The 19078-nt window shown below is 68.9% G+C and carries 20 protein-coding genes; 8 read left to right on the top strand and 12 right to left on the bottom strand.

Translation table 11 applies throughout. The features are described from left to right. The first annotated feature begins 23 nt into the window (after positions 1–23). Together F3S47_RS01125 and F3S47_RS01120 are read left to right on the top strand one after the other, a co-directional pair. Entirely contained in the window at positions 24–623 is a 600-nt protein-coding gene (locus F3S47_RS01125) for an MliC family protein (protein WP_191090040.1), read from the top strand. A 24-nt stretch (positions 624–647) separates the two neighbouring features. Continuing rightward, positions 648–1052, top strand: coding sequence for a c-type cytochrome (locus tag F3S47_RS01120; protein ID WP_150443384.1), 405 nt, complete (start codon positions 648–650; stop codon positions 1050–1052). A gap of 4 nt (positions 1053–1056) precedes the next feature. On the opposite strand, the gene F3S47_RS01115 is transcribed toward F3S47_RS01120, so the two are convergent. The 4 genes from F3S47_RS01115 to parE all read right to left on the bottom strand — a co-directional run bounded on the left by F3S47_RS01115 (position 1057) and on the right by parE (position 5204). After that, entirely contained in the window at positions 1057–1731 is a 675-nt protein-coding gene (locus tag F3S47_RS01115; RefSeq protein ID WP_150443383.1) for a hypothetical protein, read from the bottom strand. 151 nt (positions 1732–1882) lie between these two features. Then, complete coding sequence (locus tag F3S47_RS01110) at positions 1883–2170, bottom strand: putative quinol monooxygenase (RefSeq protein WP_150443382.1); 288 nt, start codon at positions 2168–2170, stop codon at positions 1883–1885. 428 nt (positions 2171–2598) lie between these two features. Then, positions 2599–3219, bottom strand: a complete 621-nt coding sequence (locus F3S47_RS01105; protein ID WP_150443381.1) for a DUF6338 family protein — start codon at positions 3217–3219, stop codon at positions 2599–2601. A 26-nt stretch (positions 3220–3245) separates the two neighbouring features. Beyond that, on the bottom strand, positions 3246–5204 hold the full coding sequence (parE, locus tag F3S47_RS01100; protein WP_150443380.1) for a DNA topoisomerase IV subunit B: 1959 nt from the start codon (positions 5202–5204) through the stop codon (positions 3246–3248). A 471-nt stretch (positions 5205–5675) separates the two neighbouring features. Here parE and F3S47_RS01095 point away from each other — a divergent pair, with 471 nt between their 5' ends. Both F3S47_RS01095 and F3S47_RS01090 read left to right on the top strand, forming a co-directional pair. Then, positions 5676–6305, top strand: a complete 630-nt coding sequence (locus F3S47_RS01095; RefSeq protein WP_150443379.1) for a redoxin domain-containing protein — start codon at positions 5676–5678, stop codon at positions 6303–6305. Between the two features lie 148 nt (positions 6306–6453). Further along, positions 6454–7353, top strand: a complete 900-nt coding sequence (locus F3S47_RS01090) for an NAD-dependent epimerase/dehydratase family protein (protein WP_150443378.1) — start codon at positions 6454–6456, stop codon at positions 7351–7353. Positions 7354–7488: 135 nt separating this feature from the next. Here F3S47_RS01090 and F3S47_RS01085 read toward each other — a convergent pair whose 3' ends face one another. Next, positions 7489–8730 (bottom strand): lytic murein transglycosylase, encoded by a 1242-nt coding sequence (locus F3S47_RS01085; protein ID WP_150443377.1) that lies wholly within the window; start codon positions 8728–8730, stop codon positions 7489–7491. Between the two features lie 155 nt (positions 8731–8885). Between F3S47_RS01085 and F3S47_RS01080 the strand changes: the two genes are divergently transcribed. After that, positions 8886–10268: an MATE family efflux transporter gene (locus tag F3S47_RS01080; protein ID WP_150443376.1), complete on the top strand. Its 1383-nt coding sequence runs from the start codon at positions 8886–8888 to the stop codon at positions 10266–10268. Here F3S47_RS01080 and F3S47_RS01075 read toward each other — a convergent pair. The 3 genes from F3S47_RS01075 to F3S47_RS01065 form a co-directional block, all read right to left on the bottom strand. Then, entirely contained in the window at positions 10216–10947 is a 732-nt protein-coding gene (locus F3S47_RS01075; RefSeq protein WP_150443375.1) for a fused DSP-PTPase phosphatase/NAD kinase-like protein, read from the bottom strand. The genes F3S47_RS01080 and F3S47_RS01075 overlap by 53 nt on opposite strands. Positions 10948–11017: 70 nt before the next feature. Further along, entirely contained in the window at positions 11018–11428 is a 411-nt protein-coding gene (locus F3S47_RS01070) for a hypothetical protein (RefSeq protein ID WP_150443374.1), read from the bottom strand. Positions 11429–11451: 23 nt separating this feature from the next. Beyond that, positions 11452–12654 (bottom strand): pyridoxal phosphate-dependent aminotransferase, encoded by a 1203-nt coding sequence (locus F3S47_RS01065; RefSeq protein WP_150443373.1) that lies wholly within the window; start codon positions 12652–12654, stop codon positions 11452–11454. Between the two features lie 97 nt (positions 12655–12751). On the opposite strand from F3S47_RS01065, the gene F3S47_RS01060 reads away from it, so the two are divergent. From F3S47_RS01060 to F3S47_RS01050, 3 genes are all read left to right on the top strand, one after another. Then, positions 12752–13147: a helix-turn-helix domain-containing protein gene (locus F3S47_RS01060; protein WP_150444168.1), complete on the top strand. Its 396-nt coding sequence runs from the start codon at positions 12752–12754 to the stop codon at positions 13145–13147. Then, positions 13147–13419, top strand: coding sequence for an FAD assembly factor SdhE (locus F3S47_RS01055; protein ID WP_150443372.1), 273 nt, complete (start codon positions 13147–13149; stop codon positions 13417–13419). The genes F3S47_RS01060 and F3S47_RS01055 overlap by 1 nt, the downstream gene beginning before the upstream one ends. A 113-nt stretch (positions 13420–13532) precedes the next feature. Then, complete coding sequence (locus tag F3S47_RS01050) at positions 13533–14042, top strand: MarR family winged helix-turn-helix transcriptional regulator (RefSeq protein ID WP_150443371.1); 510 nt, start codon at positions 13533–13535, stop codon at positions 14040–14042. Positions 14043–14217: 175 nt separating this feature from the next. Here F3S47_RS01050 and F3S47_RS01045 read toward each other — a convergent pair whose 3' ends face one another. From F3S47_RS01045 to F3S47_RS01030, 4 genes are all read right to left on the bottom strand, one after another. Further along, the gene (locus F3S47_RS01045) at positions 14218–15522 is read right to left on the bottom strand and encodes an NAD(P)/FAD-dependent oxidoreductase (RefSeq protein ID WP_150443370.1); all 1305 of its coding nucleotides are present in this window, start codon (positions 15520–15522) and stop codon (positions 14218–14220) included. Positions 15523–15561: 39 nt separating this feature from the next. Beyond that, positions 15562–16917, bottom strand: coding sequence for a glutamine synthetase family protein (locus F3S47_RS01040; protein ID WP_150443369.1), 1356 nt, complete (start codon positions 16915–16917; stop codon positions 15562–15564). After that, a complete protein-coding gene (locus F3S47_RS01035) occupies positions 16914–17591 on the bottom strand; it encodes a type 1 glutamine amidotransferase (RefSeq protein ID WP_150443368.1) in 678 nt (225 codons plus the stop codon). Before F3S47_RS01035 ends, F3S47_RS01040 begins: the two co-directional genes overlap by 4 nt. 78 nt (positions 17592–17669) lie before the next feature. Next, positions 17670–18986 carry a glutamine synthetase family protein gene (locus tag F3S47_RS01030; RefSeq protein ID WP_223877721.1) on the bottom strand — a complete coding sequence of 439 codons (1317 nt, stop codon included), beginning with the start codon at positions 18984–18986 and terminating at the stop codon, positions 17670–17672. Positions 18987–19078: the final 92 nt, after the last annotated feature.

Here is a 19078-nt window from a genome sequence, read left to right as displayed (position 1 = left end):
TCCCGGGCCAAGGAGGTCGTCCCATGCACCGCACACTCGTCACGTTCGCCCTGTTCGCCGCCGCTCCCGCGCTCGCGCAGGAGGGGCCGTCCCTCGACTGCGCCGCCGCGGAGAGCAGCGCGGAAGAGCTGATCTGCGAGGATGACGCCCTCGCGGCGCTGGACCGGAGACTCGCGGAGCGGTTCTCCGCGGCGCTGGCCGCGGCGGAGGGGCTCGACGCCGGCGCGGAGGAGGCTGCGGCGGAGCTGCGCGCCACCCAGCGCGGATGGATCGGAGGGCGGGACGAGTGCTGGCAGACCGATGGCCTCCGCAGCTGCGTGGAGGCGGCCTACCTCCGGCGCGAGGGGCAGCTGGTTGCGCTCTGGATGCTGGAGGAGCCCGCGGCCACCGCCACCTACCTCTGCGCCGCCGAGGGGCCGCTGGAGCTGACGGCTCTCTACTTCGATACCGAACTCCCCTCCGCCAGGCTCGAATGGGGCGACCGGGTCGACGCGGCCACGCTGACGCCCGCCGCCTCCGGCAGCCGCTACGAGGGCTCGTTCGGGACCTTTCTCTGGGATAGGGGAGAGGAGGCGATCTTCTCCGTCGAGGGCGGAGAGGAGCTGGCCTGCACGGCGGGCTGACAAGACCAAGAGCAGGAGAGGGACATGAAGAAACTCGCGATACCGGCCATCCTGGCGCTCGCGGCCTGTGCGCCGGAACAGGGCGTCGACCTGGAGCGGGAGGGGGCCCTGGCCTTCGCCGAGAACTGCGCGGCCTGCCACGGGGCGGACGCGCGGGGCGGGGGGCCGCTGGCGGAGGGGCTGCCGGTGGCGCCGCCGGACCTCACGACGCTCAGCGCGCGGAACGGCGGGACCTTCCCGCGCGACTACGTGATGTCGGTGATCGACGGCTACCGGCGGGGGGCGCATTTCTCCGACGCCATGCCGGAGTTCGGGGCGGGCGACCTGGGTCCGACGATCATGACCGAGGGGCCGGACGGCATGGGCACGCCGGTGCCGGAGCGGTTGCTGGCGCTGGCGGACTACCTGGAGGGGCTACAGCAGCGCTGAGCGGTCAGTCGCAGACGCCGGCGAGGTCGGCGTCGGCCCAGGGGATCAGCACGTCGTCCGGCGCGCGCCACTCGGAGATCGGCATGGCCTGCGAGAGCAGCGCGCGGAGGCGTTCCGTGCGCGCGCCCTCGGGGGCCACGGCGGCGCAGCAGACGTATTCCTCCACGAGGCTCGCCTGGGCCTCGTAGCCGTAGTCGAGAAAGCGGGCGGCGGTGGACTCCTCGAAGAGGTAGGGGTCGGTGAGCTCCTGGTGCTCGCGGGCGGCGCGCAGGGGGGTGAAGCCGGTGACCTCGGTGTTCTGCCACTGCCAGACGTGGGTCAGCTCGTGGGCGAAGAACATCGCGGCCACGAGGTTCAGCCGCTCAGGCCAGTCGGCGAGGTAGTCCTCCAGGTACCAGCCGGGGCTGGTGACGATGTGGTCCCAGAGGGCGACGCCGGCGGTGCGGCTCTCGAAGGTCGGGCCCTCGGGCGGCGGGAAGAGGCGCTGGCGGCAGGTGGTCTGCGGGCGGACGGGGTAGGTCCGCGAGATGGCGCCGACCGGGCCGGCGGAGAAGAGGCGGACGCGGGAGGCGGCGGTCTCTCCGACGATCTGGGCGCCGAAGGCCTGCTCGGCCGGGGTGAGGCCGCGGGTGCAGCCGGAGACGGTGGCGAGGACGAGGCAGAGGATCAGGGCGCGCATGGGGCGAGCATAGCCGGGTCCGCGGGCGGTAAAAGGGGGTGCCGCCGGGGGTGTCCAAGGTTGGACAGAGGGTCAAGGTGTTGATTTACAATGGAAATCCCACGGCTGCCACATTTCGTTAACCTTTGAGCACACGGGGGTGTGACCGCCCTCAGTCCAGCTTGCTCATTTCCCAGACATCGGCCCGGGCGACGAGGCCCTCGGTGGCGGGGCCGTGGGCCTTGATGTGGTCGCTCTCCATGTGGGCGAGCCAGTGCTCGCGGGTCTCCCAGGTCTCGTAGAAGAGGAAGTGGTCCGGGTCGGTGTCGTCGCGGTGGAGGTCGTAGGCGAGGCACCCGGCCTCGGCCCGCGTCGGCGCGACGAGCATCTGCAGGCGTTCGAGAAGCCGGTCGGCCCGGCCGGGCTCGGCGTGGATGTCGGCAACGATGGTGAGCGGCATGGGCGGTCCTCCTCGGTGGTCCCCCGTTTATGGTCCGGGAGCGGGGGGCGAGGGAAGGGGGGGGGGGGGGGACAGGGGTCCGTCCCCGGATCGTCACAGGGCACACCGGTTCGGCCCTATCTCCCGCCGTGCGCGCCGCAGGCGCGCAGGGCAGCGCCCGACCCGCCCCCACGGGGCGGGCGCTTCACGCCCACCCCTCGGGTCGGGCGCTGCCCTTCGAGGGGAGGTGTGGCGAGGGGGTAGTGGATAGGAGCGTATCCGCCTTCCTTTGCCGCTCTTTGAGGCTAGCCTTTCTTGGGCTTCGTCGGCTTCGGAGGAGCGGGGCGAGTTTCAAGCTTCGTCGGTGTCGGGTTATGGCCACCCTTAATCGTGCTCCCCTCATTTATTCGTTTGACCTCAGGTCCCTTTACTTCCTTGTGAGACATCTCTCACTCCTTGTTACCTCGGTATGGAAACTCAACCCACATCCTATCTTTGCTCATTGAAAGGTACAAGTGAGGCGCCTCTGTCACCTCATCGCCCTCAGAAGTATATATGCGTGCGTCAAACAGTAGTAATTCTCGAAATTCTTCTGTTTCTGAGTATGCATTAACATAGCCAGAGTAAATGAAACCTCTTTCGGGGTCTCTGACGTCCACGTACTCAACATGGCTTTGATTGCTGTTGAAAGTAAAACTCCAGACGTCTTCCAGTCCAAATCTACGGGTCGCTCCAATGCAATTAAAGAACTTCATAATGACCCTGAATCGCACCATATACAGCCAAATCGTGGCCAGAATGATAGAGGCTGGAACAGAAATAAGTATCTCGTCTGCGAAGTCGACGAGCGCCCCTTCTTCTGAGATAATAGATGTTGGATAGGTGAACTCGTAGCCGCACGCGCTTCCGATTGCGTAAACGAGTGTATAGGTAGTGATTCCGAAGAGAAACGAGTTCAGAGCAAGCGTTGGCTTGTCTACCCGAGGGCCAGAGCCGTATATTGCGTCCAAGTTGGCCCAAATAATGCCCGGAAGGAAAATTAGTGCGAGTTGGGCCAGAGCGTGGTTCATCAAATCGTCTCGTCTAACTATTCACCCTAAACATCCAACTCCTCAACAAACCTCGCGTTCTCCGAGATATACTGGAACCTCAATTCCGGCTTCTTGCCCATGAGCCGCTCGACCAGGTCGCCGGTCTCGCCGGGTTCGTCCTCGTCGATGGTCACCCGGATCAGCTTCCGGGTCTTGGGGTCCATCGTCGTTTCCTTGAGGTCCTTGGCGTCCATCTCGCCCAGGCCCTTGAAGCGCTGGGTGTCGATCTTGCCGCGGCCGCCGAGGCCCTTCTTGAGCCAGTATTCCTTCTCCCGCTCATCGGCGACGTAGAGGCGCTTGGCCCCCTGGGTCAGCCGGTAGAGGGGCGGGCAGGCGAGGTAGAGGTGGCCCGCGTCGATCAGCGGGCGCATCTGGCTGTAGAAGAAGGTCATCAGCAGCGCCGCGATATGGGCGCCGTCGACGTCGGCGTCGGTCATGATGATGACCTTGTCGTAGCGCAGGTCGTCGATGCGGAACTTCGTTCCCAGCCCGGTGCCGAGGGCCTGGGTGAGGTCGTTGATCTCGGCGTTGCTGCCGAGCTTGGACGAGGCCGCGCCCAGCACGTTGAGGATCTTGCCCCGGAGCGGCAGCAGCGCCTGGGTGCGGCGGTCGCGGGCCATCTTGGCCGAGCCGCCGGCGGAGTCGCCCTCGACCAGGAAGATCTCGGTGCCCTCGCGGGCGCTGTCGGTGCAGTCCACCAGCTTGCCCGGCAGGCGGAGCTTCTTGGTGGCGGACTTGCGGGCCGTCTCCTTCTCCTGCTTGCGGCGCTGGCGCTCCTCGGCGCGGAGCACGAGGAAGTCGAGGATGGCGCCGGCGGACTTGGTGTCGGAGCCGAGCCAGGTGTCGAAGTGGTCGCGCACGGCCTGCTCGACCAACCGCGCGGCCTCGGCGGTGGCCAGCCGGTCCTTGGTCTGGCCGACGAACTCGGGCTCGCGGATGAAGCAGGAAACCAGCGCGCAGCCCCCGGTCACCAGGTCCTCGCGGGTGATCTGCTGGGCCTTCTTCACGCCCGCGATCTCGCCGTAGGCGCGGATGCCCTTGAGGATCGCCGCCCAGAAGCCCTGCTCGTGCGTGCCGCCCTCGGGGGTGGGCACGGTGTTGCAGTAGGACTGGAGGAAGCCGTCGCGGGTGGGCGTCCAGTTGATCGCCCATTCGACCTTGCCGGGGGTGCCGAAGCGGCTCTGGAAGTCGACCGTGCCGGCGAAGGGCCGCTCGGCGTAGGTAGAGGCGCTGCCCAGCGTCTCCTTGAGGTAGTCGGCCAGGCCGCCGGGGAAGTGGAAGGTGGCCTCCTGCGGGGTCTCGCCGTCCTCGACCGCCGACTTCCAGCGGATCTCGACGCCGGAGAAGAGGTAGGCCTTGGACCGGACCATCTTGAAGAGCCGCGCGGGCTTGAAGCGGTGGGAGCCGAAGATCTCCTCGTCCGCGTGGAAGGTGGTGGTGGTGCCGCGGCGGTTGGGGGCCGCGCCGACCTCCTGCACCGGGCCCTCGGGCTTGCCGCGGGAGAAGCGCTGTTCGTAGAGCTTCCGGTCGCGGGCGACCTGGACGACCATGAGGTCGGAGAGCGCGTTGACCACCGAGGCGCCCACGCCGTGCAGGCCGCCGGAGGTCTGGTAGGCCTTGCCGGAGAACTTGCCGCCCGCGTGGAGCGTGCAGAGGATCACCTCGAGCGCGGACTTGCCGGGGAACTTCGGGTGCGGGTCGATCGGGATGCCGCGGCCGTTGTCGCGGATGGTCACGGAGTGGTCGGCGTGCAGCTCCACCTCGATGCGGTTGGCGTGACCGGCGACGGCCTCGTCCATCGAGTTGTCGAGCACCTCGGCCACGAGGTGGTGCAGCGCCCGCTCGTCGGTGCCGCCGATGTACATGCCGGGCCGCTTTCGGACGGGCTCCAGCCCCTCGAGCACCTCGATGGAGGCGGCGTCGTAGGCGGTCTCGTCTGTCTCGGAGAGAAGATCGTCGGGCATGGCGCTGCTCTGCTCTTTGTTGGTTGGCGCGCAGTGTGGCACCGCGCGGGCGCCGGAGCAACGGTGGGGCGGGGCTTGTCCACAGAAGGATCGGGGCGGTGGCGCCCGGTCGTTGCGTCGCGCGGCGCGGGACAACCTGGGCGTGCAGCGGTCGGCGGCCTGCGATGGCGGACGCGGGTGATCCGTCGCATTCTAATCAGCTAGGTCGGCGGTCTTGACGGTGGCGCAATCAAGTCAGCCTACGCGGCGAGAAGGCCAGGTTTTCAGGGCGTGGATGAATGATGGAGCAATCAGGCAAGGGCCCGGCGGCTTGCAGATCTGCAAAGACGCCCTTGAGCGCGGGCGGCGGACATCCGCCGCAATTCCGCCATAGACGGACACAAGTCTCGGTTGCGCCGCGGTCCCGAACCGCAGGCCCCGACGTGATCGCCAGCTCGAACGACGCAATGAACAAGACGTAGGACCGGCCTGATGAAACACTCGATCTTCAAGGAGTCCGTTCACCGGAACTTCGCGGAGGTACCTCGCGCCTACAAGCGGACCGTGTCCTGGATCCCGCGGATCGGCGACTTCGTCCCGAACTTCGGGGCCGAAACGACCTATGGACCCGTCAACTTCCACACCTACGCGGAAGGCGCCTGGACGGTGCTCTTTACCCATCCAGCCGCCTTCACGCCGGTCTGTACGACCGAGCTGGCAATGCTGGCCACGATCTCCGCCGACCTGCGCAGGCGCGGGGCGAAAGTGATGGGGCTCTCGACCGGCACACTCCAGGCGCAGCGGGACTGGCAGGCCGACATCGCCCAGATCTTCGGCCGCCGGATCGACTTCCCGGTGATCTGCGACCCGGACGGGACGCTGGTCGAACTCTTCGGCGCCCTGCATCCGGCGAGTGACTGCGCCAACGCGCCGGTGCGCAAGACGGTGATCATCGACCCCTCCCTGAGGATCCGGGCGATCAGCGAGTATCCCGCCGGCGTCGGCCGGAGCAGCGAGGAGATCATCCGCATGCTCGACGCGCTCCGCACGGTCGAGGAGCACAACGTCGTGACGGGTGCCGATTGGCAGCTCGGCGACGATTGCTTCGAACCGAGGGGGTAGCCTGCCCGGGCCAGCCTTCGGGGCCGCGCCGCGTGATCCGAGACTACCTGGTGGCCCGAGCCGATCCCTGGCGAGACTGAGGCCGGTTGCGCATGGCTGGGAGCAGCCTAGTGTCCCGCCCACAAGGCAAAACGGGAGGCTTCGAGCCATGCGCATTTTTTTCACGGGCGGCAGCGGCAAGGCGGGACGGCACGTCGTCCCCTACCTGCTGGAGCAGGGGCATCGCGTCACCAACGCCGACTGGGTGCCGCTCGATCATTCCGGGGTGAACAACCTCCGTGTCGAGCTGACGGACGCGGGGCAGGTCTACTCGGCCCTCCACGCCTGGGCGGGCTTCGACGAGCTCGATCCGGGGACCGGCATCCCGTCCTACGACGCCATCGTCCACTTCGCGGCGATCCCCGCGATCCTGCATCGGCCGGACCAGGAAACCTTCCGGATCAACGCGCTGTCGACCTACAACGTGATGGAGGCGGCAGCCAAGATGGGCGTGAAGAAGGTGATCTTCGCCTCCTCCGAAACGACCTACGGCATCTGCTTCGCCGACGGCGAGGTGAAGCCCGACTACGTGCCGATCGACGAGGCGCACCCGACCATCCCGCAGGACAGCTACGCCATGTCGAAGGTGGCGAACGAGGTCTGCGGCCGGTCCTTCCATGCGCGGACGGGCTACGACTACTACGGGCTGCGCATCAACAACGTGATCGAGCCGCACGAGTACGAGGAGATGTTCCCCGACTTCCTCGAGGCGCCCGAGAAGCGGCGGCGGAACATCTTCGCCTATATCGACGCGCGGGATCTCGGGCACATGGTGGACTGCTGCCTGAAGACGGACGGTCTGGGCTACGAGGTCTTCAACGTGGCCAACCCCGACATGTCCGTCGCCGCCAAGACGGACGAGATCATCGACCGCTTCTACCAGGGGGTCGAGGTGCGCAAGGACATGGGGCCGGACGAGACCTTCTATTCCATCGAGAAGGCCCAGCGGATGGTGGGCTATTCGCCGAAGCACTCCTGGCGCGACGTTCTGGACGATCCGCGCGGGTGAGTCTGCGAGGGACGTGAGTTTGGGCTCCCGTGGGTGACTTCGGGAGCCCTTTTCCTTGCGTGCAGAGCCGCGCCATCGACGGGCCGCGGCGCGGCGGCCCTCGGCCTTGAGTCCGCTCCGGGAGCTTCGCGACCCTCAGCGCAGGCGGGCGAGGAGCTCGCGGGAGGGTTCTCCGGTCACGGGCAGGCCGTTCGCGGCCTGGTAGGCCTCGATGGCCTCGATGGTTCCGGTGCCGATCACCCCGTCGGGGGAGCCCGCATCGAAGCCAGCCGCCGTCAGCCCGCGCTGGAGCGCCTGGCGGTCCTCCAGAGTGAGCCCGTAGCGGTCGGGTGGGAAGCCGCCCTGCAAGGGTCCCGCGCCGCCGATCCGGTCGGAGAGGTAGCCCACGCCGATCACGTAGCTCGTGGCGTTGTTGTAGCGGGCGATGACCTCGAAGTTTCGGAAGGCGAGGAAGGCCGGGCCGCCGGCCTGCGGCTGGATCAGCGCAGCGGACCCGGAGGAGGGCAGGGGGCTGCCGTCGGCCCGGGTGATGCCGCGCGCCGCCCAGTCGGACAGGGCGCGCGTGGTGTTGCGGCCCTCGGGGCCGGAATAGCCCGAGGGCAGGCGGACCTCGAAGCCCCAGGGCTCGCCGCTGCGCCAGCCGGCACGGGCGAGGTAGTTGGCGGTGGAGGCGAGGGCGTCGGTGGGATCCTCCGCCCAGATGTCGCGCCGCCCGTCGCCGTCGAAGTCGACGGCGTATTCCTGGTAGGAGGTCGGGATGAACTGGGTGTGGCCCATGGCGCCCGCCCAGCTGCCGGTCATGTTGTCGGGCGAAGTGTCGCCGGATTGCAGGATGCGCAGGGCCGAGGTGAGCTGGCTTTCGAAGAACTCTCCGCGCCGCCCGTCGTAGGCCAGCGTCGAGGTGGCGGAAACCACGGGGATCTCGCCCCGGCGGGTGCCGTAGCGGCTCTCCAGCCCCCAGATCGCGGCGACCACGGTGGCGGGCACGCCGTAGCGCTGCTCGATGGCCTGGAGCGTCGAGGCCTGGCGGCGGTAGGCGGCACGGCCGAGTTCGACGCGCTCGGGCCGGGCGGCGATCTGCAGGTAGTCCTGCAGGGTGCGCGTGAACTCGGTCTGGTTGCGGTCGCGTTCGATCACGCCGGGGAGGTAGCCGGCCCCGGCGAAGGCCCGGTCGAAGACGCCGGGCTGGATGCCGCGGGCAAGCGCCCGGTCGCGGTAGGCGGCCACCCAGGCGTCCCAGCCGGGATTCGGCTGCGGCAGGAGCGCCGGGTCCGGTGGCGTCTGGGCCGAGGCGCCGGGGATCGGCGGCGCACCGCCGCAGGCGGTGAGCAGTGTCGCGGCGAGGCCGAGGGTCACGGTACGGCGGTCGGCTTTCATGGATGGGTACTCCGGCAACGGGGTCACGTCGCGCGGGAGGGTGAGGGCTGGTCCGCAGCGGCGCAAGGGGGGCCGCACCCGGCAGGCGCAGGCTCGCCGATCGGGCGGCGGCTTCGCTCTGGACCCGGCTCGGGCCCGGGCGTAAGGCCCGGGCCATGAGCGCGCCCGCCCATAGCATCGCCGCCCGCGGCGGCCCCTCCCGACGCGGTCACGCCGCGGCGCTGCTGACGCTCGGGCTGCCGCTGATCGGGTCGAACGTGGCGCAGACGGCGATCCAGTTCGTCGATGTGCTGATGCTGGGCTGGTACGACGTGACCGCGCTGGCGGCGGTCACCATCGGCACGAGCTTCTGGTTCCTGCTCTTCCTCCTGGGCGCGGGTTTCGCTTGGGCCGTCACGCCCCTGGTGGCCGAGGCGGCAGAGGGCGGCGACACGGTGACCGCGCGGCGGGTGACGCGGATGGGCCTGTGGCTTTCGGTGGCGGCGGCCCTGGTCTTCCTGCCGGTGTTCTGGTGGTCCGAGCCGGTGCTGCGCGCGCTGGGCCAGGACCCGGAGATCGCGGCGCTGGCGCAGTCCTACCTGCGGATCACCGGCTGGGGCATGATCCCCGCGCTCTTCGCGATCACGCTGCGGTCCTTCCTCTCGGCGCTGGAGCTGACGCGGGTGATCCTGCGGATCTCGCTGGCCTCGCTGGTGGTCAACAGCGTGCTGAACTGGGTGCTGATCTTCGGCCAGCTCGGTGCGCCGGAGCTCGGCCTGCGGGGCGCGGGCATCGCCACGGCGCTGGTGCAGACCATGGGTTTCGTCTGGTTCGTGGTCTACGCGATGCGGCGCTGCCCGGAGTACGACCTTTTCACCCGGCTCTGGCGGTTCGATGCGCAGGTCGCGGCGCGGGTCTTCCGGCTGGGCCTGCCGATGGGGCTGACGACCGTGGCGGAGGCCGGGCTGTTCTCGGCGGCGGCGGTGATGATGGGCTGGATCGGCGAGGTCTGGCTCGCGGCGCACGGGATCGCGATGCAACTCGCCTCGGTGACCTTCGTGGTGCACCTCGGGCTGAGCCAGGCGGCCACGGTGCGGGCGGGCCGGGCCTATGGCCGCCGGGACGGCCGCGCGCTGCGCGAGGGAGCCGGCGTGGCGCTGGCGCTCTCCGGCGCGGCGGTGGCCCTGACGGTCACGGTCTTCCTCTTGGTGCCGGAGCTGCTGGTGGGCCTCTTTGTCGATCCGGCCGACCCGCTCCGGTCCGAGATCGTGGCGGCGGGCGTCGCGCTCCTGATCATCGCCGCGCTCTTCCAGGTCGTGGATGCCGCCCAGGTCATGACGATCGGGCTGCTGCGCGGCGTGCAGGACACCGCGGTGCCTCTCGCCATCGCCTGCGTGAGCTACTGGATCCTCGGGATGCCGGTGGGCTACCTGCTCGCCTTCCCGCTGGGGCTGGGCGGGCAGGGCGTCTGGCTGGGCATGTCCGTCGGCCTCGGGGCCGCGGCGGTCATGCTTTCGGCGAGGTTCTGGGGCTGGAGCGGGCGGCTGTCTTCCGGCTGATCCGGCGCGCCTCGAAGGCCTCCTTCGCGGCCTCCTTGGTGTATTCCTGCCGAATCCAGTCGTCGATCGCGATCTCGCCCTGGCGGAGCCGGGCTGCGTAGAGGTCGAGCACCTCGTCCAGAATGCCGGCGCGGGAGTTGCGCCAGTGGTGATGCCGCCAGTGGAGTTGGCCGCGCGCCTCATCCAGGCTCTTGCCCTGCTTGATCATGAGCCAGAGCACGGCGGCGAGGCCGGTCCGGTCGGCGCCGGATTTGCAGTGCATCAGAAGCGGCGGCTCTACCGCCTCGAAGGCGTCCAGCAGCTCAAGCAGATTGTCCCGAGAGGGCGCGACGGTCGCGTTGAGCTTCACGTTGACCAGCCGCAGGCCGAGCCGCTCGCAGTTCTCCTGCAGGAAGAGAAAGTGAGCGAAGACATCCTCGCCGCGCAGGTTGAGGACGGTGCGCACGCCGTGCTTGTCGCGGATGCGCCGCAGCCGCCGCAGGGTCGGCTGGTTCGAGCGCCAGACGCCGGGAGCGATCTGCGCCTCGTTGGACCAGAGACGGCGAAGGTGGGCGTGGTCGAGCCAGTTGTAGTGCCAGAACGAGCGCCGCCGCTCGAGCGGGTCGACGATGTCCCGTCCGAAGCCCCTGCGCCACTTCTGCTCGGCGCGCGACAGTCGTTTGAGCCAGCCTTCGGACATGCCGGTCACTTGGCGCGGAGCGGCGGGCATTGCAAGGGCGGCGGCGGCGATCCGGCTTCGGAGCGCCGGGTCACTCCTCGCCGCGGTCGCGGGTCAGCCGGTCGGCCTTCTTGCGCACGAGCACGGTTCGGAGGTCGTGCATGGCGAGCAGGAGGGCGTCGGTCACCTCCTCGAGCTGGTCGTCCGTCGCGTTGGACTGGACCCACTGGGTGGTGGTGTTGAGGTAGTCCACGGCGCGGTGGATGTCGTCGATGTCGCGCTTGGCGAGTAGCGCGATGCGTTCGGCCATCCAGGCTTCGATCCGGTCGAGGTCGGCCTGGGTGAGCTCCCGGTCCCCGTGCGGCCTGATCTCGCGCTTCTTGACGTTGACGACCGCGATCTGGTCCATCTCGATCCGCTTCTGGCGGTTCTCGCTGTCCACGCGGAAGACGACCGCGCCATTCTCGCGCACCCGGAAGTAGTAGTCCGGAAGCTCATTCATGCTGCTGGCTGCCCTCGTCTGCCTCAGCGCAACTCCGCGCAGAACCGGGCGATCCGGTCGCAGGCGGAGATCAGCGTCTCGTCAGAGCAAGCGTAGCTGACGCGGAATGCGGGTGAAAGTCCGAAGGCCGCGCCGAAGACGACGGCGACGCCGGCCTCCTCCAGCAGCGCCATGGCGAAATCCTCGTCGGTCTCGATCCTGCGGCCGCCGGCCGAGGTCTTGCCGATAAGCCCGGCGATGGCGGGATAGACGTAGAAGGCGCCCTCCGGCACCGGGCAGAGCAGGCCGTCGATGGCCGAGAGCCGCTCGACCACGAGGTCGCGGCGGCGGCGGAAGGTGTCGCGCCAGCCGTCGAGGAAGTCCTGCGGCCCGTCGAGGGCGGCCACGGCGGCGGCCTGGCTGATCGAACAGGGGTTCGAGGTCGACTGCGACTGGATCTTGCGCATCGCCGCAATGATGTCCTCGGGCCCGCCGGCATAGCCGATGCGCCAGCCGGTCATGGCATAGGCCTTGGAGACGCCATTCACGGTGACCGTCCGGTCCTTGAGCCGGGGCTCGACCTGGGCGGGTGTCGTGAAGGTGAAGTCGCCGTAGGTCAGGTGCTCGTAAATGTCGTCCGAGAGCAGCAGCACCTGGGGATGGTCGAGCAGCACATCGGTGAGTGCGCGGAGCTGCGTCTCCGTGTAGCCGGCGCCCGTCGGGTTCGAGGGCGAGTTGAAGATCAACCACTTGGTGCGCGGCGTGATGGCCGCACGGAGTTGCTCGGGCGTGATGCGGAAGCCCTGCTCGGGGCCGGCCTCCACGATGACAGGTGTGGCTCCGGCGAGGCGGACCATGTCGGGGTAGGAGACCCAGTAGGGAGCGGGGATCACCACCTCGTCGCCCGGGTCGAGCGTGGCCATCAGGGCGTTGTATAGCACCTGCTTGCCGCCGGTGCCGACGCTGATCTGAGAGACTGAATAGTTCAGGCCGTTCTCTCTCCGGAACTTCTCGGATATGGCCCTTTTGAGATCCGGGCTACCATCCACCACCGTGTAGCGGGTCTGTCCCGTCTCGATGCCCTTGATCCCGGCCGCGCGGACGTGGGGTGGCGTATCGAAGTCGGGCTCGCCCGCGGAGAGGGCGATGACGTCCTTGCCCGCCGCCTTGAGTTCGAGCGCCCGGCCGGTCATCGCCACGGTGGGCGAGGGTGAGACGCGGTCGAGTGTCGCTGACAGGCGGCGCATGGTCGGCTCCCGATGGGTTATGGCGCGGCGATTGGCTTAGGGAGGTTGCGTGACTTACACAAGCATCAGCGACGAGCATCGGGACTTCGAGGACGAGATGGCCGCAGACACCAAGGACGGCTGGTTCAGCGACGAGAGTGCAACCTTCGGCGACCGCCTGGCGGCGGCGCGGGAGGCGGCGGGTATGAGCCAGAAGGACCTCGCGAAACGGGTCGGGGTGAAGCTGTCGACGCTCACCCGGTGGGAAGACGACCAGGCGGAGCCTCGGGCGAACCGCCTGTCAATGCTCTCCGGATTGCTCGGCGTGTCGCTCCGCTGGCTGCTGACCGGGCAGGGAGAAGGGCTCTCGGGCCCCGACGCGGAGGAGATCCCGCAGGACGGGCTGGAGATCCTGGCCGAGCTGCGGCTGCTGCGCACCGAGTCCGAGCGTTTGTGCGAGCGGATGGGCGTCCTCGAGAAGCGTCTGAAGCGGCACCTTCAGGGCGGCGCCTGATGGGGCAGGAGACGCGGGAGACCCGGCTCAAGCGGCTGCGGATGCGCGCCGGACGGCGTGGCATCAAGGAGATGGACCTGATCCTCATGCGCTTCGCCGAGAGCGAGCTGGCGGCCCTGGGGCCGGAACAGCTCGACGACTTCGAGGCGCTGCTCGAGGAGAATGACCAGGAACTCTACGCCTGGGTGAGCGGGCAGAGCGCACCGCCGGAGCGGCACGCGCCGATGATCGACCGGATCGCGCGGCAGGTGTCCGGCGGGCCGGTCAGCTGAGAGTGCCTTGAAATGGCGACCGGATCCCCGCCTCGGTAGAGGGCGGTCCGGTTAACGATATTTTCGGCATTCGGCGTCAAAACGGTCCCGGACAGGCCATCTGGAGACCGGGCATGAGCGTTTTCGCGCCACTGAACCAGCCGGGCGCCTCTGCCGCGGAAGCGGGGTTCCTGGCACGCTACCTGGATGTGCTGGGGCTGGTCGAACGCCTGCACCGGCTGCTGCTGGACCTCGTGAAGGACGAGTTCGAGCGGCTGTCGGTTCTCGAGATCAACCCGGTGCAGGGCCTTCTGCTCTACCATGTGGGCGACAACGAGGTGACCGCCGGGGAGCTGAAGTCGCGCGGCTACTATCAGGGGTCCAACGTCTCGTACAATCTCAAGAAACTGGTGGAGCTTGGCTACATGCACCACCAGCGGTGCGAGATCGACCGCCGGTCGGTGCGGGTCCGGCTGACCCCCCGCGGGCGGGAAGTGCGCGACATCATCGCGCGGCTCTTCGCGCGGCACGCGAGGGAGCTTGTTGGCACGGGCGTGCTCGACATGGCCGGGATCGAGGACATGACGGTCGCGCTCAAGCGGCTGGAACGGTTCTGGGGCGAGCGGATCCGCTACATCTACTAGGTGCAGGCCCCGGGGCGATGGGCCGGGCGCCGGGAGCCCGCGGGCCTCGCGGATGAGGCCCGGGGGCGTCGGGTTGATCCCGAATTGGCCTGCGAACCGGGTCGTCACGCGGCGGCGAGCCGCGATGGAGGCCGCTCTCTTGCCGTGTCCGATGCTCTGGGCGTCTGAAGAGACGTCAGATGCCGAAGCGGTCGCGCAGGGAGTACCACGTCATCGCCAGCGTCAGCAGCGGCGCGCGGAAGGCCGGTCCGCCGGGGAAGGCGGGCACGGGGAGGGTGGAGAGGGTATCGAACCGCTCCTTCTCGCCCGCGACGGCCTCGGCCATGACGCGGCCCGACAAAAGCGAGAGCGCCACGCCGTGCCCCGAGAACCCGCCGGCGGCGAGGATGCCGGGGGCGACCCGGTCGAGGTAGGGCAGGCGGCTCATGGTGATGCCGAGCGTCCCGCCCCAGTGATGGGAGATCGCGGCGTCGCGCAGCCCGGGAAAGAGCCGGGCCATGCGGGCCCTGAGCGCGGTGAGGATGTCCTTGGGGTAGCCGATGGAATAGCTCTCCCGCCCGCCGAAGAGCAGGCGCTTGTCCTCGCTGAGGCGGAAGTAGTTCACCACGAACTTGTCGTCGGCGACGGCGATGTCGCGGCGGAGGACCTCGTCCGCCTGCTCTCCCAGCGGCTCGGTCGCCGCGATGAAGGAGTTGATCGGCATGACCCGGGAGGCATATCGCCGCGAGAGGCCCGGCAGGTACCCGTTGCCCGCCAGGATGACGTGCTCGGCCTCGACGGTGCCTTCGGCGGTCCGCAGGACCGGGCGTGGCCCGTCGGTGCGCACCTCCCTGACCTCGGAGAGCTCGTGGATCACCGCACCCGCCGCCTCCGCGCCGTGGGCGAGCCCAAGGACCAGGCGGAGCGGGTGCAGATGTCCGGAGCCCATGTCGAGCAGCCCGCCGGAATAGACCGGAGAGGGGCAAATCTCCCGGAAGGCGTCCTGGTCGAGGTATTGCGTCTGGTAGCCGTAGCGCTCGGCCAGCCAGGCGCCGTAGCGACGTTCCTCTTCCGCGCCCTTCGCGCCCCAGGCGCCGTGCAGCACGCCGGGCATGAACCGGGCTTCCGGCGCATGGTCGGCGACCAGCGACCGGGTCAGGTCGCGCGCCTCCAGCCCGAGATCCCAGAGCATCCGGGCCGGGCCTTCGCCGAGGCGCTGCTCGAGCCAGCGCTGGTCCTTGTTGTAGCCGGCGGAGACCTGTCCGCCGTTGCGCCCCGAGGCGCCGAAGCCTGCGCGATGCGCCTCCAGCACGATGACCCGCATCCCGCGCTCCGCCAGCGCGAGCGCCGCCGACAGGCCGGTGTAGCCCGCGCCCACGATGGCGACGTCCGCCTTCTCCTCCCCGCGCAGCGGCTCGCGCTGCGGTCCGGGGTCGGATGTCTCGGCGTACCAGCTCGCCGGGTAGGTGCCGGGGTCGTCGTTTCGGTAAAGCGGGCTCATCGGGGTCTCATGCCGCAGCGCGGCGGCGAAGCCAAGTCCTCAGACGTTGAGCAGCAGGTGCTCGCGCTCCCAGGGTGAGATCACCTGCAGGAACTCGTCGTACTCCGCCCGCTTCACGATGGAATAGACGCGGGCGAACTCCGGGTGCAGGGCCTCGTGCAGCGCCGTCGCGCCGTCGAAGAGGTCGAGCGCCGCGTAGACGCCGCGCGGGATCGCGTCCTCGGCCTCGTAGGCGTCGCCGTGAAAGCGCTTGTCCGGCCAGCGCTCGGACATGAGCCCGAGATAGCCGCAGGCCAGCGAGGCGGCGATTCCGAGGTAGGGGTTGCAGTCCATCCCTGCGATCCGGTTCTCCACCCGGCGCGAGGCGGGGTCGGAGACGGGTACGCGGATCCCAGTCGTCCGGTTGTCGCGGCCCCACTCCAGGTTGATGGGCGCGGCGTGGTCCTTCACGTAGCGGCGGTAGGAGTTCACGTAGGGCGCCATCAGCGCGACCGCCGAGGGCAGGTGCTCCTGCAGGCCGCCGATGAAGTGGAAGAAGGCGTCGGTCTCGCCGCCCTGCGGCCCGGTGAAGAGGTTGCGGCCGCGGCTGTCCAGCACCGAGTGGTGGATGTGCATGGCCGAACCCGGCTCGCCCTCGATGGGCTTGGCCATGAAGGTGGCGAAGCAGTCATGGCGCAGCGCCGCCTCGCGGATCAGCCGCTTGAAGTAGAATATCTCGTCGGCGAGCTTGACCGGGTTGCCGTGGCGCAGGTTGATCTCGAGCTGGCCCGCGCCGCCTTCCTGCGTGATACCGTCGATCTCGAAGCCCTGGATCTCGGCCCATTCGTAGATGTCGTCGATGACGGGGCCGTATTCGTCCACGGCGGTCATGGAATAGGCCTGTCGCGCGGCGGCGGGGCGCCCGGTGCGGCCCATCATCGGCTCGATCTCCTTGGCGGGATCGATGTTCCGGGCGACGAGGTAGAATTCCATCTCGGGCGCGACGACCGGCGTCCAGCCCTGCGCCTCGTAGAGCTCGACCACCCGCTTCAGCACGTTGCGCGGGGCGGTGGGGATCGGCGCGCCCTTCTGATCGTGCGCGTCGTGGATCACCTGGAGCGTGCCGTCCTCCGCCCAGGGGGCGGCGGTGGCGGTCGTCAGATCGGGCGTCAGCACCATGTCGGGTTCGGTGAAGCCGTCCGAAGCGGCCTCCTCGCCCCAGTCGCCGGTGATCGTCTGGTAGAAGATCGAGTTGGGCAGGTGGAAATGGGTCAGCCTCTCGAACTTCGAGGCGGGCACCGCCTTGCCGCGGGCGATGCCCGGGAGGTCGGCGATGACGCACTCGACCTCGTCGAGGCGGTGGCTCTCGAGGTAGGCGCGGGCGGCCTCGGGGATACGCTCCATCCAGTGGCTCATATCCGGCGCTCCGTGAAGAAGCGGCTGATCGAGTCGGCCAGGCGGGCGTTCTCGACGGGCTCCGTCAGGCCGTGCCGGGCCTTTGTGAGCAGGTCGTCGGGGACCTTGTCGCCGCGATGCGTGATGAGCCCCTCGATGTAGGGCGCCGCGAACTCCGGATGGGCCTGCACGGTGAAGGCGCGGTCGCCGTAGAGCAGGGCCGCGTTCTCGCAGAAGGGATGGGTGGCGATGCGCTCTGCCTGCTGCGGCTTCTCGACGACCTGGTCCTGGTGCCAGGCATTGAGGGCCACAGGCTCTCCGCCCCAATCGTAGACCTGGCGGCCCACGGCCCAGCCGCCGGCGAACTTCTCGACCCGGCCGCCGAGGGCCTGGGCGAGGATCTGGTGACCGAAGCAGATGCCGACGATGGGGATCTGGGCCTCGTAGGCCTTGCGGAGGAAGTCCTCGAGCGGCGGAATGAAGGGCAGGTCCTCGTAGGCGCCGTGGCGCGAGCCGGTGACGAGCCAGCCGTCGGCCGCGGTCGCGCTTTCGGGGAACTCCATGTCGACCACGTTCCAGGTCGTGAAGTCGAAGCCCCGCCCGGCGAGCAGCGTCTCGAAGAGGTCGGAATAGAGGCCGTGCTCCGGCTGCAGCGCCTCGGGGGCGTGGCCGGTCTGCAGAATGCCGATATGCATGAAGCACCAATGTCGTTGACGGCGCGAAGCTATGCGGCGCGGCGGGACCCCGCAAGGGGGTCCGGCCGGGGAAGAGGCTCAGACCGTGTCGAGGTAGAGCTCGACCTTTTCCTGGTCGGAGAGCTCGCCGAAGTAGTGCAGCTCCTGCCGCTTGGTCGCGACGAAGTTGGCGATGAGATCGCGCGGCAGGATCCGCGCGATGATCTCGGAATGCTCGAAGGCATCGATGGCCGCTTCCCAGGTCTCCGGCAATTGCGGCAGGTCCTGGTCGTAGGCGTTGCCGGTGATCGGCTCGGGCGGCTCCATCTCGTCCTCGATGCCGATCAGCGCCGAGCCGAGAACGACGGCGAGCATGAGGTAGGGGTTCACGTCGCCGCCGGCCACGCGGTGCTCGAACCGCCGCGCGCTGCTGGAGCCGGCGGGGATGCGGAGGGCGGCGGTCCGGTTCTCGTAGCCCCAGCCGACCGAGGTGGGCGCGTGGCTGTCGGGGACGATCCGGTCGTAGGAGGTCCCGTGCGGGAAGAACACGAGCGTCGAGGCGGGCATCGCGGCGAGGCAGCCCGCCACGGCATGGCGAAGCGTGGCGGAGCCCGTCGGGCTGCCGTCGTCGAAGACGTTGCGCCCCTCCTGGTCCAGCAGCGAGACGTGAACGTGCATGCCGTTGCCCGAGTAGTCCTCGTAGGGCTTGGCCATGAAGGAGGCGGCGAAGCCGTGGGCGCGGGCGATGCCGCGCACCAGGAGCTTGAAGAGCCAGGCGTCGTCGGCGGCCTTGAGCGGGTCGTCGACATGGCTGAGGTTGACTTCGAACTGGCCGATGCCCGCTTCGCTGATCGCGGTCTCGGCGGGAATGTCCATCGTCTCGCAGCCGTCGTAGATCTCGGTGAAGAACTGGTCGAAGGCGTCGAGTGCCCGGAGGCTCAGGATCTCCGCACCCGGGCGGCGCTTCCCGGAACGGGGGGAGGGCGGCACCCGCAGTTCGGGGCCGCGGTCGTCGATGGCGTAGAACTCCAGCTCGGTGCCGATGACCGGGGTCAGCCCCTTGGCCCGCAGCCGGCCCGCCACCCGGGCGAGCGCGTGGCGCGGATCGCCGTCGAAGGGGCGCCCGTCCTCGCGGAACATCCACATGGGCAGAAGCGCCGAGGGGGAGGAGAGCCAAGGCATCGGCAGGAAGCCCCGCTCGGTCGGCATCGCCACGCCGTCGGGGTCACCCGCGGCGAAGACCAGCGGACTGTCGTCGATGTCCTCGCCCCAGATGTCGAGGTTCAGGACCGAGAGCGGGAAACGGGTGCCGTCTTCGGCGACCTTCTGGGCAAAGCGCCGGGGCACGCGCTTGCCCCGGGCGACGCCGTTGAGATCTGAGGCCGCGACGCGGATCGTGCGGATCTCTGGATGCAGAGAGAGCCAGTCCGGATCCTGCGCGCCCGGAAGCTCGTCGGCCTCCTGAAGCCTGAACCCCAGCGCCTCGGAGAGTGCGACCGCGTTTTCCA

Origin of the sequence: Histidinibacterium aquaticum, assembly GCF_008710275.1 — a bacterium.
GTDB lineage: Bacteria > Pseudomonadota > Alphaproteobacteria > Rhodobacterales > Rhodobacteraceae > Oceanicola > Oceanicola aquaticus.
The sequence above is the reverse complement of the archived record's forward strand: the minus strand, read 5'-3'. Positions and strand labels throughout refer to the sequence as shown.